General features: G+C 75.4%; 13 protein-coding genes. 5 read left to right on the top strand and 8 right to left on the bottom strand.

What is annotated here, in order from left to right; translation table 11 throughout:
• The first annotated feature begins 113 nt into the window (after positions 1-113).
• Positions 114-2,663 carry a hypothetical protein gene (locus IE248_RS28240; RefSeq protein WP_229895576.1) on the top strand — a complete coding sequence of 850 codons (2,550 nt, stop codon included), beginning with the start codon at positions 114-116 and terminating at the stop codon, positions 2,661-2,663.
• Here the strand turns inward: IE248_RS28240 and IE248_RS28235 are convergent.
• The 5 genes from IE248_RS28235 to IE248_RS28215 form a co-directional block, all read right to left on the bottom strand.
• The gene (locus tag IE248_RS28235; RefSeq protein ID WP_190032070.1) at positions 2,611-5,073 is read right to left on the bottom strand and encodes a right-handed parallel beta-helix repeat-containing protein; all 2,463 of its coding nucleotides are present in this window, start codon (positions 5,071-5,073) and stop codon (positions 2,611-2,613) included. The two genes, IE248_RS28240 and IE248_RS28235, sit on opposite strands and share 53 nt — an antisense overlap.
• Positions 5,074-5,203: 130 nt before the next feature.
• On the bottom strand, positions 5,204-5,803 hold the full coding sequence (locus IE248_RS28230; protein WP_063781008.1) for an Rv1733c family protein: 600 nt from the start codon (positions 5,801-5,803) through the stop codon (positions 5,204-5,206).
• 243 nt (positions 5,804-6,046) lie between these two features.
• Complete coding sequence (locus IE248_RS28225; RefSeq protein WP_073797538.1) at positions 6,047-6,871, bottom strand: MOSC domain-containing protein; 825 nt, start codon at positions 6,869-6,871, stop codon at positions 6,047-6,049.
• A gap of 55 nt (positions 6,872-6,926) precedes the next feature.
• Positions 6,927-7,430, bottom strand: coding sequence for a DUF6643 family protein (locus IE248_RS28220; protein ID WP_008742245.1), 504 nt, complete (start codon positions 7,428-7,430; stop codon positions 6,927-6,929).
• A 246-nt stretch (positions 7,431-7,676) separates the two neighbouring features.
• Complete coding sequence (locus IE248_RS28215) at positions 7,677-8,867, bottom strand: glycosyltransferase (protein WP_190032069.1); 1,191 nt, start codon at positions 8,865-8,867, stop codon at positions 7,677-7,679.
• Between the two features lie 141 nt (positions 8,868-9,008).
• On the opposite strand from IE248_RS28215, the gene IE248_RS28210 reads away from it, so the two are divergent.
• Complete coding sequence (locus tag IE248_RS28210; RefSeq protein ID WP_073797540.1) at positions 9,009-9,800, top strand: glutamate racemase; 792 nt, start codon at positions 9,009-9,011, stop codon at positions 9,798-9,800.
• A gap of 48 nt (positions 9,801-9,848) precedes the next feature.
• Here the strand turns inward: IE248_RS28210 and IE248_RS28205 are convergent, their stop codons facing one another.
• A complete protein-coding gene (locus IE248_RS28205) occupies positions 9,849-10,781 on the bottom strand; it encodes an ADP-ribosylglycohydrolase family protein (RefSeq protein ID WP_073797583.1) in 933 nt (310 codons plus the stop codon).
• Between the two features lie 123 nt (positions 10,782-10,904).
• Positions 10,905-11,372, bottom strand: a complete 468-nt coding sequence (locus tag IE248_RS28200; protein ID WP_229895575.1) for a VOC family protein — start codon at positions 11,370-11,372, stop codon at positions 10,905-10,907.
• A 125-nt stretch (positions 11,373-11,497) separates the two neighbouring features.
• Between IE248_RS28200 and IE248_RS28195 the strand changes: the two genes are divergently transcribed.
• The 3 genes from IE248_RS28195 to IE248_RS28185 are packed head-to-tail and all read left to right on the top strand — an operon-like array spanning position 11,498 to position 14,338.
• The gene (locus tag IE248_RS28195; protein WP_037797077.1) at positions 11,498-12,013 is read left to right on the top strand and encodes a hypothetical protein; all 516 of its coding nucleotides are present in this window, start codon (positions 11,498-11,500) and stop codon (positions 12,011-12,013) included.
• Positions 12,014-12,057: 44 nt separating this feature from the next.
• Positions 12,058-13,842: an apolipoprotein N-acyltransferase gene (gene lnt, locus IE248_RS28190; protein WP_229895574.1), complete on the top strand. Its 1,785-nt coding sequence runs from the start codon at positions 12,058-12,060 to the stop codon at positions 13,840-13,842.
• 10 nt (positions 13,843-13,852) lie between these two features.
• Positions 13,853-14,338 carry an NUDIX hydrolase gene (locus IE248_RS28185; protein ID WP_037797074.1) on the top strand — a complete coding sequence of 162 codons (486 nt, stop codon included), beginning with the start codon at positions 13,853-13,855 and terminating at the stop codon, positions 14,336-14,338.
• A gap of 23 nt (positions 14,339-14,361) precedes the next feature.
• Here IE248_RS28185 and IE248_RS28180 read toward each other — a convergent pair whose 3' ends face one another.
• Entirely contained in the window at positions 14,362-15,147 is a 786-nt protein-coding gene (locus IE248_RS28180) for a trypsin-like serine peptidase (RefSeq protein WP_073797542.1), read from the bottom strand.
• Positions 15,148-15,217 lie beyond the last annotated feature (70 nt).

Below are 15,217 nucleotides of genomic sequence, written 5' to 3'. Positions count from 1 at the left end.
ATAGCCGAGCTCCCGTCAGAAGTCCGTACCGGCCAGAGCCCTGGAGAAGACTCCGGCTCCTCGGCCGGCCGGCGGGCGGGATGCTGGACAACGCCCCGCGAGCGGAGGCCGCAATGCCGGACACCCCCACGCCCGACATCCCCTCACCCGATGCACCCTCACCTGAGGCCCCTTCACCTGAGAACCCTTCATCTGAGGTCTCCTCACCCGATACCCCCTCAGCCGATGCCCCCGCGCCCCCGGGGGCGGCTCCGCTCGCCCTGGAGCTCCTCGTCCACGGGGTCGCCGGAGCCGCGCCCGACGAGTTGCTCGGCGATCCCCGTACCGTCCGGATCACCGGAGACTCCACCGCCGCCGTCTTCCGCCGCACCGAGGACGCCGACGCCGAGGAACACCCCGAGCGCTACGCGGGCCGGCCCGTGCCCGAGGCCTACTGCTGGTCCCGCCTGACCTCCGGCAACGGCACCCGCGCCCTGTGGCTGCTGCTCCTGCCGTTCATGGTGGCCAACCTCGCCCACTGGGCCCGCCCGGCCGCGCCCGCCACCACGAAATCCCCGCGCACGGTCAGCACGTACGGCCTGCTCGTGCGGATACTCGCGCTCAGCCTCACCGTCCTGCTGATCGCCGCCGCCTGCGAGGTCGCGCTCGATCTCCTCGCCTGGCAGTGCGCCGGCACCGCCACCTGCACCGGCTCCCGCTCCCGGCTCGCGTTCCTCGCCGCCGACGGCGGCTGGTGGGGCCAGCCCGGACGCCGGCTCGCCCTGTGCGCACTGGTCCCCGCCGCCCTGACGGGGCTGCTCTGGTACCTGTCGAACCGCACCTGGAGCGCCTACGAATCCCAGTCGCCGCCCGCCGGAACCGGCGACCCGGACGCCCTGGACGACACCGCGCCCGCCCTCGGCCGGCCCGGGTTCTGGTACGGACGCCGCCTCGTGGCCCGGCTGCGCGCGGCGCACACCGCCGCCGGGCTGCTCACCGTCGCGGCGGCCGTCGCCGCACCCGTCGCCCGCCACGACCGCCGCGCCGGCGCCCCCGGGCCGGCGGCGTTCGGCTGGGCCGTCGAAGCGCTGCTCGTCGCCGGGGCCGTCACGGTGGCCTGGGTCGTCTGCCGGCGCGGCCGCACCGAGGCCCGGCCCGACCACCGCCTCGACCGGGCCGCGATCACCCTGCTGCCGGGCGGCGCCCTCGCCCTGCTCGTCGCCGTCCTCGGCTACGCCTGCTGGTCGCGGCCCGGCTGGCAGTCCACCGGGGGGCTCCCGGGTGACTTCGCCTTCGGCGCGCTCATGCTTGCCCAGGGCTGCGGCGTACTGGCCCTGGCCGTCGTCGCCCGCCGCCTCCACCGCGCGGCGCCCGACCCGGACGCCGCCCTGCGCGGCCTCGGCGGGCCGGCCGTCGCCATGCTGGGCTGCGCGCTCGGCGGGGTGATGTCCGGCGGCGTCGCGCGGAGCGTGGCCGACTGGCTCGACGGCGGGGCCACCCCCGGGATGGCCGACGCCCCGCTGCCCGGGCCGCCCGTGCTGCTGTCCTGGCAGGCCGCCGTACTGCCCCCGCTGCTCCTCGTACTGGCCCTGCTCGCCGCCTGGTTCGCCATCCGCGGGGCCCGTGAGCGGCGCCGGCTCGCCGCGACCGTCGCCGCCGAGTACCCCGGCGAGCCGCCGGACCGCGCGCGCAGCCGGCAGATCGCCGGGGCCCGGGCCGCCGCCGCGCTGACCGACTCCGCGCCCTGGTTCGTGGGCGCCGTCTCCGGGGTCACCCTGCTGCTCGGCGCGGGCGCGCTCGCCGGAGCCTGGTTCAGCGGGCAGGTCCCGGGCGAGGCCGCCCGGGGCACCCACCCGCTGCTGGAGAGCGCCGCCCGCGCCGCGCAGGACACCGGGTCCTGGCTCATAGGGTTCGGCTTCCTCCTCTTCGTCGCCTGGGGCCGCCGCGCCTACCGGGACCCGGCCGCCCGCCGCACCATCGGCATCCTGTGGGACGTCGGCACCTTCTGGCCGCGCGCCGCCCACCCGTTCGCCCCGCCCTGCTACGCCGAGCGGGCCGTCCCCGACCTGACCTGGCGGATGACCGGCTGGACCGGGCGCACCGGCGGCCGCCTGGTGATCTCCGGCCACTCGCAGGGCAGCGTGCTCGCGGCCGCCGCCGTCTGGCAGCTGCCGCCGGGGGCCCGCCGCCGCGTCGCGCTGCTGACGTACGGCTCGCCGCTCGGCCGGCTCTACGGGCGCTGGTTCCCGGCGTACTTCGGGCGCGGCCCGCTGACCGCGCTGCACGGCGAGGTCGACTGCTGGCGCAACCTCTGGCGGGCCACCGACCCGATCGGCGGCCCGGTACGGCTCGCCCCGGCCACGGGCACCGCTTCCGGCGGCGCCGGGGAAGTGGACCGGGGGCCGCTCGCCGATCCCGTCGCCTACGGGCGCAGCGCCCGCCACCCGCTGCCCGCGCCGATCCTGGGCCACTCCGCCTACCAGGCGGACCCGGCCTTCGCCGTCGAACGCGACCGGCTGCTCGTACGGCTCGCCGCCGCCGCGCGGGCCGACGTACCGCACCAGCGCGGGGGCCCACCCGGCGCCGCGGAGCACGCCGCGGAGCGCGCGGCGCAGCGTCCGCGCCCCGGCGTCAGTGCACCCCGGCCGCCGGCACCGGAAGGTCCGCCGGGAACAGCAGGGTGAGCTCGTCCGTGGTCGGCTCCGACAGCTGCGCCACCCGCCCCGCGTGCCGCTCGACCATCGACTCGAAGGTCTGGCGCGCGGTGCGGCCGTTGCCGAAGGCCGGCCCCTTGGGCAGCTCCGTGAAGTACGCCAGCAGCGCCGCGGAGGTGCCCTCGCCCAGCCGGTACTCGTGCTCCTCCGCCTGCTGCTCCACGATCCGCAGCAGGTCCTGCGGCCCGTAGTCGCCGAAGGTGATGGTCCGGGAGAACCGCGAGGCCACCCCCGGGTTGACGGTCAGGAACCGGTCCATCTCCGCCGTGTACCCGGCGACGATCACCACCACCGCGTCCCGGTGGTCCTCCATCAGCTTCACCAGGGTGTCGATCGCCTCGCGCCCGAAGTCCCGGCCCGAGTCCTCCGGGGCCAGCGCGTACGCCTCGTCGATGAACAGCACCCCGCCGCGCGCCCGGTCGAAGGCCTCCTGCGTACGGATCGCGGTGGAGCCGATGTGCTCGCCGACCAGGTCCACCCGGGACACCTCGACCAGGTGGCCGTGCTCCAGCACCCCGAGGGAGGCGAGGATCTCCCCGTACAGCCGGGCCACCGTGGTCTTGCCGGTGCCGGGGGAGCCGGTGAAGACCAGGTGCCGGCGCACCGAGGCCGCCTTGAGGCCCGCCTGCTGCCGCCGCCGGCCCACCTCGATCATGTCCGTGAGGGCGCGGACCTCCCGCTTGACGCTGTCCAGCCCGACGAGCCCGTCCAGCTGCCCCAGGGCGGCCCCGGAGTCCCGCGCGGCGGCTGCCGCCCCGGCGGCGGCCGCAGAGGGGTCCGCGCGGAGGGTGGGGCGCGGCGCGGGGACCTCCGCCGCGGGTCCGCCGCCGCCCGGCGCCGCCGTGGCCGTACGGATGCCCGCGCGCTCCCCGGCGGGCCCGCCGGGAAGCGCCGACTGGGCGGTGATCCTCGGCCCGGACTCGTCGCTGGTGCACTGCTCGGCGACGGGCCCGTCCTCGGCGAACTCGTAACCCCCGCGCGCGCAGCGCTCGGTGTGGCAGCCGGTCAGCGTGGTGCGGCAGCCGTCGAGGACGTGGAAACCGAAGCCCGAGCTGCCCGTCACCCGGCAGGCGGTGAAGGTGCCCCGGCCGCGCGCCGAGACGTAGAAACCGGCCTCGGCGGGGGAGCCGACCGTGCACCGCTCCAGGACCGGATCGGCGCCCTTGGTGACGATCACGCCCGTCTGCACCGCGTCGATGGTGCAGTCGGCGAGGGTGCCGCCGCTGCCGTGGTCGCGGAACCACGCGCCGGTCGCGGCCTCCCGGATCCGGCAGTCCTCCAGCCGGGCGGTGGCCCCGTCGGTCACGGAGACGGCCGTGTTCCGCACCTGGGACAGGTCGCTGTCCACGACGTCGATCCGCGAGCCCCGGTCGAGCACGAACACCGCGTCCGGCACGTCGTGCACCCGGCAGGAGTCCAGCGAGGCGGTGGCCCCGTCGCTGATCCACACCGCCGGATAGTCGCCCGTGCTGTCGTGGATCTCGCAGGACTCGGCATCCACCCGGGTGCCCGGGTCCCACACGGACAGCCCGTTGCGGCCGAACCGGCGGACGGTGGTGCGGCTGAGCGTGAGCACCGAACGGGAGCGCAGGTCCACCGCGTTCTCCGGGATGTCGTGGATGTCGCACCCCGCGAGCGTGAGCACCGCGTCCGTGTCGAGGGTGACCCCGTCGGCGGAGGTGCGGTGCACCGAGCAGTCCGTGAGCCGGGCGGCGGCGCGCGCGGCGATCTGCACCCCGGCGCCCTTGATCTCGTACACCTCGCAGCCCAGCGCCTCCAGGCCGGAGCCCTCGCCGGTCACGCCGATGCCCGCGCCGGTCGCGTGGTGGATGCGGCAGCGCTCCAGCCGCGGATGGCCGCCGCCGCGCACCGAGACCCCGGTCTGCCCGGCGGCCACGACCTCGCACTCCTCGAACACCCCGCCGCCGCCGTCCAGGACGGAGATCCCGACGCCCGTCGGGTTCTCGACGGTGCACCGCCGCACCAGGGGCCGGGCGCCGCCGCGGACCTCGATGCCGGCCGCCGACCGGGTGCTCACCCGCAGGTCCGTGAGCTCGGGGGTGCCGTCCTCCACGAGCACGGCGGGCGCCGCCCGGTCCTGGCCCTCCACGTGCAGGTCCTGGACCACGGCCGAGGCGCGCAGCGTCAGCGCGACCCCGTCCAGCGGGGCGATCCGCACCGAGCCCACCGAGCCCTCGGGCCCGCGCAGGGTGACGGCGTGCTCCAGCACCAGGTTCTCCCGGTAGGTGCCGGGGGCGATCGACAGGACGTCCCCGTCGCCCGCGACGGCGAGCGCGGCCGCCAGAGTCGGATACTCACCGGAGCGGCGCCGCCACCGAGAAGCCCCGCCGTGCGTCACCTGGACCGTGCCCTGAGCCATGGTGCTGTCGTGCCCCCGCCCTCGTACTCGCGCTGCCGAAGCGTCGGAAGCAGCTCAAAGCTGCCGAAGCGACTGAAGCGACCGAACTGGCTCTCCACCGTAGCGCGCGTCGGGCCCGGGAGTTGCCAGGTCAGCTGCCCGCACCCGCCCGGCCCCAGTCCGGCCCGGTCGCGGCCCAGGCGCGGTCCAGCCGTATGTACCGCCGATGCATGAGCCTTCGTACGACGATCCGACGGACCGTCTCCGCCAGTGCGGCCGCCGCGAGGGCGGCGGCCAGGCCGGCCGTGCCCGCGTGGAACGAGGCGGAGGACGGGTCGAGCGGCCGCCCCACCACCTCGCCCCGCGTATCGGTCCATATCCGGAACCGGTCGCCCGTCTGCGGCGGCTCCTCCGCGGCCGGCACGGTGCCCTGGTGGCTGCTGCCGTCGGGCGCGGTCCACGCGGCCACGATCCGGGTCCGCTGCGGGTTCTGCCGCGGCGCCGCCGGTTCGGCGGACGCCTCGGCGAGCGGCGCCGGGCCCGGCCGGACCACCACCGCCGGGACGAGGTACCGCTCCTGCCGCTGTTCGCGCGCGGCCCGCTGAAGGGTCCCGTCCACCTGCAGGCCCGCTGCCCAGCCGATGGCCGGAGCCACCACCAGGAAGCACACCAGCGCGGCGAACGCCACCCACGCCTCGAAGAGATCGGTCGGCCGGCGCAGCGGATTGCGCCGCCAACGCCAGACACCCATTGCTGTTCGCACGGTCCGGCTCCCCCTACTCCGCCAGTCTCCGCCTGCCTGCGCGTCCCAGCCTCCCGCACGCCCGGCGGACGCGCATTCCGGGACGCGCGGGACATGTGTCACCCGATCCGGTGCACGTTCCCCCGCACCGGCTCGCGTGAGATTCCACGCGGGTGTCCACACGTCCTGAAAGCTCCAACGGCGTGGTCGGGCACGTTGGTTCCGGAAGGCGTGCGGAGCCCCTCGAAGGTGTTATTCCAGCACGCGGACCTCGTCGCCCACGCGTACGGTGCCCAGCCGGACCGGGACCAGCATCCGCCCGAAGGCCAGGGACTTCCCGATGCGCCGGTGCCGCGCCAGCGTCTTCAGCGGCTCCTTGCCGCGCTCCGCCGTCGTTTGGTCGGTGGTGGTGACGATGCACCGCCCGCACTCGCGCACGCCGCGGAAGACGGCGTCGCCGATCGCGATTCGCCGCCAGTCGTCCTCGGCCCACGCCTCGGCGCCCGAGACCACCACGTTCGGGCGGAAACGGTTCATCGGAAGCGGGCCCTCCTCGGGATGGTCCCCCTCGGCGATCAGGCCGTTGAGCGCGTCCAGCGAGGCGAGGGTGGTGAGGAGCAGCGGGTAGCCGTCGGCCAGGCTCACGGTCTCGCCGGGCAGGGCGTAGTCCGGGTCCACGGGCCGGCGGACGGCGGGTTCGTCCATGTGCACCAGCCGCGCCGGTAGCCCGAGGAACGCGGAGAACCAGTCGGCGGCGGTGGTCGCCGCCACGACGGTCTCGACCTTCTTGCCGAACAGCATCACGGGCTCCAGCGGCCCGGGCTCCGGCACCTCCACGACCAGCTCCGCCATCCCCGGACCGGACAGCGCGACCCGGCCGCCCTCCAGCGGACGGGCCGAGGCCAAGGCCAGCCGCGCCTGCTGGCGTTGGGTGATCACCGCACCCTCGCTGTCGACCACCGCCCAGCGGCGGTCCCCGGACAGCCCCCAGGGCTCCACGGCCACCTCGTCGGGAGCAGTCCCCGCTACCGACTTGACGGGGTGGACGTGGAGGGCCTGGACATACAAGTTCGCCATGAGGGCATCTTGCCAGGCGACCGCCGTGCGGGCCGAGGGAGTATTGCCCCGCCCGTCAGTAGCCGCGCCCCTGGTACGGGCGGCCGTACGGATCCTCGTACGAGCCCTGGACCGGTGCCTGCTGCATCGGGCGCGGGGCCGCCGCGGCCGGGCGCATGGCCTCGTACCCGGTGCCGGTCGCGACCGGCCGGGGCTGCTGCGGCTGCTGGGCGTAGCCCGCGCGGGCCGCCACCGGCTGCTGCTGCGGGATGTACGGGGCCGGCGCGCTCTGCAGCGGCATCGGCTGCGGCGCGGCCTGCTGCTGGTACTGGGGGTAGCCGTAGGCGGGAGCCTGCTGCTGGGGCGCTGCCGGGGGCAGGGCCGGCAGGGCGGAGGCGAGGGCCGGCAGATAACCACCGCTCGAATATCCGGCGCTCGGGGAGTCGTAGGCGGCGGGGACGCGGATCGGGGCGATCTGCGGCGTGCCGCGTTCGGCGACGAGGGAGTCGTAGATGGGGGTGTCCGTGAAGGAGGGCGCGGAGTAGTAACCGCCGCCATAAGTGGAGCGGGGGGAGGTCATGGGACCTAAGTTAAGCCCACGACTTCACGGGGTCCATAGCGAGGGTTCGTCAACACCGCCCTGACCTGCATATTCGCAGGTCAGGGCCTCAGCTTTCACTTCACGTTCACGTGCACGATTCGTCACGTGCGTCCCGTCTTGATACTTCTCGTGCTCACCGGTTGTGTGTTGCACCGACTTGCTGTTGACGGAACGTCACGATCCGGCGGCCCCGAATGACGGTGTTTCAGGGGCTGTGACACGGTTTCAGGCATCGCTGGGCCGGGCATAGGTGCGCCCCTTCCAGGCGGCCCCACGTCCGCGGTAGTGGAGCGAAGCGGAGTCGAGGGTCATCAGCAGGTAGAGCAGCGCGGTGAACGGCAGCAGCGGCGCGAGCGCGGCGGGCTGGCGGTAGTAGCGCAGCATCGGCAGATACGTCCCGGACATCAGCAGCCACGCCAGGCCCCCGGCCCAGGCGGCCGCCGGCCGGCCGGTCGCCAGCCCGGCGAGCAGGGCGGCCGGCGGGACGAGGTAGACCAGGACCAGGCCGGCCACCGTCGCGGCCAGCAGCAGCGGGTGGTGCCGCAGCTGCGCGTAGGCGCTGCGCGAGACCATCCGCCACAGGTCCCCCAGGGCGGGGTACGGGCGCACGCTGTCCACCCGCTCCGCGAGCCCCAGCCAGATCCGCCCGCCGGAGCGGCGGACCGCGCGGGCGAGGGAGACGTCGTCGATGACGGCCTGCCGGATGGAGTCGGGGACGCCGGCCCGGACGGCGGCCTCGGTGCGCAGCAGGACGCAGCCGCCCGCGGCCGCGGCGGTGCGGCCAGTGGGGCGGTTGATCCGGCGGAAGGGGTAGAGCTGGGCGAAGAAGTAGACGAAGGCGGGGACGACGAGGCGCTCCCAGAACGTCACGACGCGCAGCCGGGCCATCTGCGAGACGAGGTCGAGGCCGGCGGACGTCGCGGCGGCGACGAGCTCGCGGAGGCTGTCGGGTTCGTGGGCGATGTCGGCGTCGGTGAGGAGGAGGAACTCGGGGCCGGTCCCGGCGGCGGTCCCCGCGGCGCCGGTGTCCCGGGCGTGGGCGATGCCGTGCCGCAGGGCCCACAGCTTGCCGGTCCAGCCGGGTCCGGGGTCGCCGGGGGACACGACGGTGAGGGGGAGGCCGGGGTGCGCGGCGGCGAGGCGCAGGGCGAGGCCGGCGGTGCCGTCCGTACTGCCGTCGTCGACCAGGATGACCTCGGCGGCGCCGGGATAGTCCTGGACGAGGAGCGACGGCAGGCTGCGGGCCAGCACCCCGGCCTCGTCCCTGGCCGGGACGACGATGGCGACGGAGGGCCAGCGGGCGGGGGCGGTGCGAGGGGGGAGACGGACGTCGGTGCGCCAGAACATGCCCTGGGCGAGGGTGAGCCAGAGCCAGGCGGCGAGGGAGGCGTAGGCGGCGGCGGTGAGGAGGCCCATTGCGGCAGTGTGCCGAAGCGCGGGGCGCGTGTCTCGCTCCTCGGGGGTGTCCCTGCGGCGAATCCCCGCCGTGCCTCGCGGACGGGGTGCCCGGGGGCGCGGAAAGGCGGGGATTCGGGTGCGGTCGATTAAGGTGACCAGGTGAAGATCGCGCTCATGGACTCCGGGATCGGCCTCCTCGCGGCGGCCGCCGCAATGCGGCGGCTGCGGCCGGACGCCGATCTGGTCATCTCCTCCGACCCCGACGGCATGCCGTGGGGGCCCCGTACCCCCGCCGACCTCACCGAGCGGGCCGTCGCCGTCGCCCGGGCCGCCGCCGCGCACCGCCCCGACGCGCTGATCGTGGCCTGCAACACCGCTTCCGTGCACAGCCTGCCGAACCTGCGCGCCGAGCTGGAGCCCGCGATCCCCGTCATCGGGACCGTGCCGGCGATCAAGCCCGCCGCGGCCGCCGGCGGCCGGGTGGCCATCTGGGCCACCCCCGCCACCACCGGCAGCCCCTACCAGCGCGGGCTGATCCGGGACTTCGCCGCCGGGGTCCGGGTGACCGAGGTGCCGTGCCCCGGTCTCGCGGACGCCGTCGAGCACGGGAACGAGGAAGAGGTCGTACGGGCCGTCGCCGCGGCCGCAGCGCTGACCCCGCCGGACGTCACGGACGTGGTGCTCGGCTGCACGCACTACGAGCTGGTCGACGAGGTCATCCGGGCCGCCCTGGCCGAGCGGACCGGCGGCGCCGAGCCGGTCTTCCACGGTTCCGCCGAACCCGTCGCCGTCCAGGCGCTGCGCCGCATCGGCGCCCGGCCGGAGCCCGGCCTGCCGCGGACCGGCGGCCTGACCGTGCTGCTCAGCGGGCGCCCCTCGCAGCTCCCCGCCACCGCCCTCGGATACGCCGAGGGCCGGATGCTCGTCGGGGAGAACACGCCCGTCGCGTGATCCGTACGCGCTGACGGGACGAAACGGCCCGCGGCCGGAGCCCGCTCGTCAGCCCGCGGCCGGCACGCCGGCGGTCGCCAGGCGCCGAGCCAGGTCCCGCAGCGCCGCCGCGTCCAGCACGCGGTCCCCGAACCCCGGCAGCGGTACGTGCAGCGGGTCCGTCCACCGCGCCGGGACCGCGTCCTGGCCGTACAGGGCGCCGGCCAGGGTGCCGGTGACCGCCGCCACCGTGTCGGTGTCCCCGCCCAGGTCCACGGCGGCCCGGACCGCCTCCGCGAACCCGGAGGTGGTACGCAGCGCCCACACCGCCGAGCCGAGGCAGGGCCACACCGCCCCGTTGAACTCGGTGGCCAGGCCCGGGTGCCAGTCGGGGCCGAGCACGTGGCCGTACCGCTCGCGGTGGTCCGGGTGGACCTCGGCGAGCGTCGCGGGGAGGGCGGCCAGCGGATCGGCTCCGTCCAGGCAGACCCGTACCAGCTCGTGCAGGATCGCGGTCCCTTCCCAGGCGGCCCGGTCGCCGTGGGTCAGCGCCGCGATCCGCCGGGCGGCGTCCATCGACTCCTCGCGCCCGGCGGCGGCGAAGTACACCGCCGAGGTGGAGGCCCGCATCAGCGAACCGTTGCCCGCCGCCCGGGCGTTGACCTGGAAGTGCAGTGCGGCCGCGAGGTCCCAGGGCTGCCCGCTGGTCAGCACGTCCTCGGTCTGGAGCCCGATGTCCTTGGGCGCACCGGCCGCCCAGCGCCGGAACCGCTCGAAGACGTCCGGGAGTTCGAGGTCGCCGCACTCCAGCAGGGACTCGCCGAGCAGCACCGCCATCTGCGTATCGTCCGTGGCCTCGCCCGGATCCCAGCCGCCGCCCCCGCGCATCTCGGCGCCGCGCGCCGTCAACTCCCCGGCCGGACCGAACTCGTAGGGCGCGCCCAGCGCGTCACCGACGGCCGAGCCCAGTACGGCGCCCACGGCGCGGTCGAGTCGGGGAATCACGGTGCCTCCGGGGGCGGTTGCGGGCGTACGGCGGCCGGTACCCACCGTACGGAGTCGCCGTTCGCCGCTTCGCCGGGGCCGTCCGGTCCGCCCTGGTCAGTGTGCCCCGGTGGGCGCGGGCTACGCCTCGGCGAGCCGGCGCGCCAGTTCCTCGGCGGAGACGTCCTCCAGGTGGGTCAGGAACACCCACAGGTGCCCGAACGGGTCGCGGAGGATGACGTTGCGGTCGCCGTGGAACTGGTCCTCCGGCTCGCGCACCACCTCGGCGCCCGCGGCCGCGGCGGTGCGGGTGAGCGCGTCCACGTCGGGGACGAACACGTGCAGGGCCACCGAGGTCCCGCCCAGCGACGGGGGCGCGGTGAACGGTCCCTCGGAGACGTCGCCGAGCATCATGACGGCCCCGCCGATCCGGATCTCGGCGTGCATGACGCCGCCCGCCGGGTGGCTGAGCCGGAATTCCTCGACCGCGCCGAAGGCCTCGGTGTAGAAGGAGATCGCGGCGGCCGCGTCGGACACCATGATGTGCGGCACCACGGAGGTGCGGTAGCGCTCGGGGAAGGTCATATGCACTGCCTCGTGAGTGGTCATGTCCGCGACCGTAGGACCTCAAGCTTCCTTGAGGTCAAGGGTGGCGGACCCGGCCCGGAACACGCGCTGATCCGACTGGCGCAGAGGCGGTGGCGCCCCTGGGGAACGTGGGTACGCTGCTACACATGACGGTGCACCCCCCGGGTCCGCTGTGGACGGGCCGGGCCTCCAACCGCGCGCAGTGGCTGCTCGCCGCAGCCGGCGCCGCCTGTCTGGCGCTCGGCATCGAGCTGGCCGTCGACGCCCCGTGGACCTCGGGCGTCGTCCCGCTGCTGATGTCCGTGATCGGCTGCCTCGCCGCGGGACTGCTGATCCTCTACGGGACCCTCGCCTTCGTCCACGTGGCCGTCACCGTCGACGCGGAGGCCATGGTGGTGCGCTGCGGCCACATGGGGCTGCCGCGCCGCCGGATCTCGCTGACCGAGGTGACCTCCGCCGAGTTCCTGCCCCGGATCACCCCCCAGCAGTGGGGCGGCTGGGGCTACCGCTGGCGCCCCGAGAAGGGCACAGCCGTCATCGTCCGACGCGGCGAGGGGCTGGAGCTGCGGCTCGGCGACGGAAAGCTGTTCACGGTCACCGTCGACGACGCGGAGAACGGGGTCCGCGTCATCCGTACCCATCTGCGCGCCCTCGCCCGCTGAGGCGTTTACCGGTCTCCGGCGCGCGGGGACGTACACTCCGCCAGATGAGCAGCAGTGTCACCCGCGCGGCCGGGAACGAGCCCCCGCAGCCCTCCGCGGCAGCCAGTACCGAAGCCGCGAACGGGGCCGTGACCAGCGAAGGGACCGCCGCGACCGGCACCGGCCAGGCGCCCGGCAACGCGCCCGGGACCGGGGCCGTGACCAGCGCCGGGGCCGGGTCCGGAACCCCGGCCGCCGGAACCCCGGCCGAGGCCGGAGCCGACGGAGCCCCCGCGAGCCCCCTGCGCCGCGGCGCCGCCCGGTTCGCGCGGCCCGTCCTCGCCGTTCTCGCCGGCGCGCTGCTGTACGCCAGCTTCCCGCCCCGCCCGCTGTGGTGGCTGGCCCCCTTCGCCCTCGCCCTGCTCGCCGGCTGCCTCCACGGCCGCCGCGCCCGCGCCGGATTCGGGCTCGGCTTCCTCTTCGGCCTCGGCTACCTGCTGCCGCTGCTCGTCTGGACCAGCGAGGGCGTCGGCCCCGTCCCGTGGCTGGCCCTCGCCACCCTCGAAGCGCTCCTGATCGGCCTCACCGGCCTCGGCATCGCCCTCGTCAGCCGGCTCCCCGCCTGGCCGCTGTGGGCCGCCGCCGTCTGGGTCGCGGGCGAGGCCCTGCGCGCCCGCGCGCCCTTCGGCGGCTTCCCCTGGGGCAAGCTCGCCTTCGGCCAGGCCGACGGCCTCTTCCTGCCGCTCGCCGCCCTCGGCGGCACCCCGCTGCTTTCCTTCGCCGTCGCCCTGTGCGGCTTCGGGCTGTACGAGGCCTTGCGCGTCGCCCGCGCCCACCCCCGCCGGACGGCCGCCGCCCTCGCCGCCCTCACCGTCGCGGCCCCCATCGGCGCGGCCCTCGCCGCCCGGCCGCTGGTGTCGGACGCAGCCGAGGACGGCACCGCTGTGGCCGCCGTCATCCAGGGCAACGTCCCGCGCGCCGGATTCGACTTCAACGCCCAGCGCCGCGCGGTGCTCGACAACCACGCCAAGCGCACGGTCCAGCTCGCCGAGGACGTGAAGGCCGGCCGCGTCCCCAAGCCCGACTTCGTGGTCTGGCCGGAGAACTCCTCCGACATCGACCCGTTCACCCAGCCCGACGCCTACGACGTCATCGACAAGGCGGTCAAGGCGATCGGCGTGCCCGTCGCGATCGGCTCCGTCCTCGTCCCGGAGAGCGGCCCGCTGCGCAACACGATGATCCTGTGGGACCCGGTCAAGGGCCCCACGGACACCTACGACAAGCGCAAGATCCAGCCCTTCGGGGAGCGCATGCCGATGCGCTCCTTCGTCCGGATCTTCAGCGCCGACGTGGACCGGGTGCGCCGCGACTTCGGCCCCGGCAAGGAGCCCGGCGTCTTCGACATGGCCGGCAGCGGCGTCGGCATGGTCACCTGCTACGAGGCCGCCTTCGACGACGCCGTCCGCTCCACCGTCCGGGCGGGCGCCCAGGTCATCGCCGTCCCCAGCAACAACGCCACCTTCGGCCGGTCCCAGATGACCTACCAGCAGCTCGCCATGGACCGGATCCGGGCCGTCGAGCACAGCCGGTCCGTCCTCGTCCCCGTCACCAGCGGGGTCAGCGCCGTCATCCGCCCGGACGGCACGATCGTCCAGCAGACGCGGATGTTCACCGCGGACGCCCTGGTCGCCGAGATCCCGCTGCGCTCCACCGAGACCCCGGCCACCCGCTTCGGACCGCTGCCCGAGTACGTCCTGCTCGCGGTCGCCGCCGGTGGCTTCGGCTGGGTCCTGACCCGGCGGATCCGGGCCCGGCGGGCGGCCGGCGCGGGGACGCCGGAGGCCTCGTAGGGTTCGGGGCATGAGCACACCCGAGTACATCCGCGCGATCCGGGCCTCCGCCGGGCACCGGCTGCTCCTGCTGCCCGGCGTCACCGCCGTCGTCTTCGACGACCGGGGCCGGGTGCTGCTCGGGCGGCGCTCCGACACCGGGCGCTGGTCGGTGGTCGGCGGCATCGCCGAGCCGGGGGAGCAGCCCGCGCAGACCGCGGTGCGCGAGGTGTACGAGGAGACGGCGGTGCGCTGCGTCCCCGAGCGGGTGGTCCTCGTACAGATGCTCCAGCCGGTCACCTATGCCAACGGGGACCTCTGCCAGTTCCAGGACATCACCTTCCGCTGCCGGGCCACGGGCGGCGAGGCCCGGGTCAACGACCACGAGTCGCTGGAGGTGGGCTGGTTCGAGCCGGACGCCCTGCCGGCGCTGGAACCGTTCGCCCTGGACCGCATCCACCGGGCCCTGCGCGACGAACCGACCTGGTTCGAGGCGCCGGCCGAGAGCGCGGAGTAGGGCCCCGGCAGGCCCGGCGGGGGTCACTCCGTGGAGACGGCTGCCTCGCGGTAGAGCTTCAGGGCCTGCTCGCCCAGCACCGCGCTGTACGAGACGTCCGGGTCCGTGCCGCCCGCCTCGTAGCCGCCGAGCACCCCGGCCAGCGCGCCGTCCACCAGCCACGGGCTGCCGCTGGTGCCGCCGCTGAGGTCCGGGCAGTCGATCCGGCGCTGCGTGCCGGACAGCAGGGTCGTGACGTTGGCGCAGCGCAGCGGGGCCTCCCGGTTGCTCGGGTAGCCGAGCACCGTGACGGTGGGGCGGTCCGGGCGGGCGACGGCGACGCGGAAGCCGCCCACCACGTCCTGGACGTTCTGGCCCTCGGCGCCGCCCAGCGGGGCGACCGTGGCGAAGGCGATGTCGTCGTCCGGGTCCTCGGAGTCGGTCCACTCCGGGGCGATGTAGCTGCCGGTGAGTCGCCACAGCCCGTACGGGGCCACGCCGTCCCGGTAGCCCGGGGCGAAGACCGCGTCCTCGCCGTCGAGGCCGTCCAGGCAGTGCGCGGCCGTCGCGATCACATCGCCGTAGTCGCTGCGCACCACGGAGGCGGTGCAGAAGTGACCGTCGTCGAGACTCCCCTCGAACAGCGGGCCCACCCGGGCGGCGACCGCGTCGGGCACGGCCCGCGAGGTCACGCCGAAGCCCGACGCCGCGGCCGCGTCGGGCACGCTGAGCAGCGTGGACACCGCCACGAGCGCGGGCAGGATCCGCAGCGCCCGCCGCGAGCGGGCGCGGGCGAAGTCACAGGCACGGGGGAGCAGGTGCTGGATCATGCACCCGAGCCTTCCCCCCGAATCTGTGTCCGGAGCACGATATTCCATATGAATCCGCTGTGAATCCTGG

The sequence above is a fragment of the Streptomyces goshikiensis genome, assembly GCF_014650555.1.
In the GTDB taxonomy this organism is placed as follows: domain Bacteria; phylum Actinomycetota; class Actinomycetes; order Streptomycetales; family Streptomycetaceae; genus Streptomyces; species Streptomyces goshikiensis.
The sequence above is the reverse complement of the archived record's forward strand: the minus strand, read 5'-3'. Positions and strand labels throughout refer to the sequence as shown.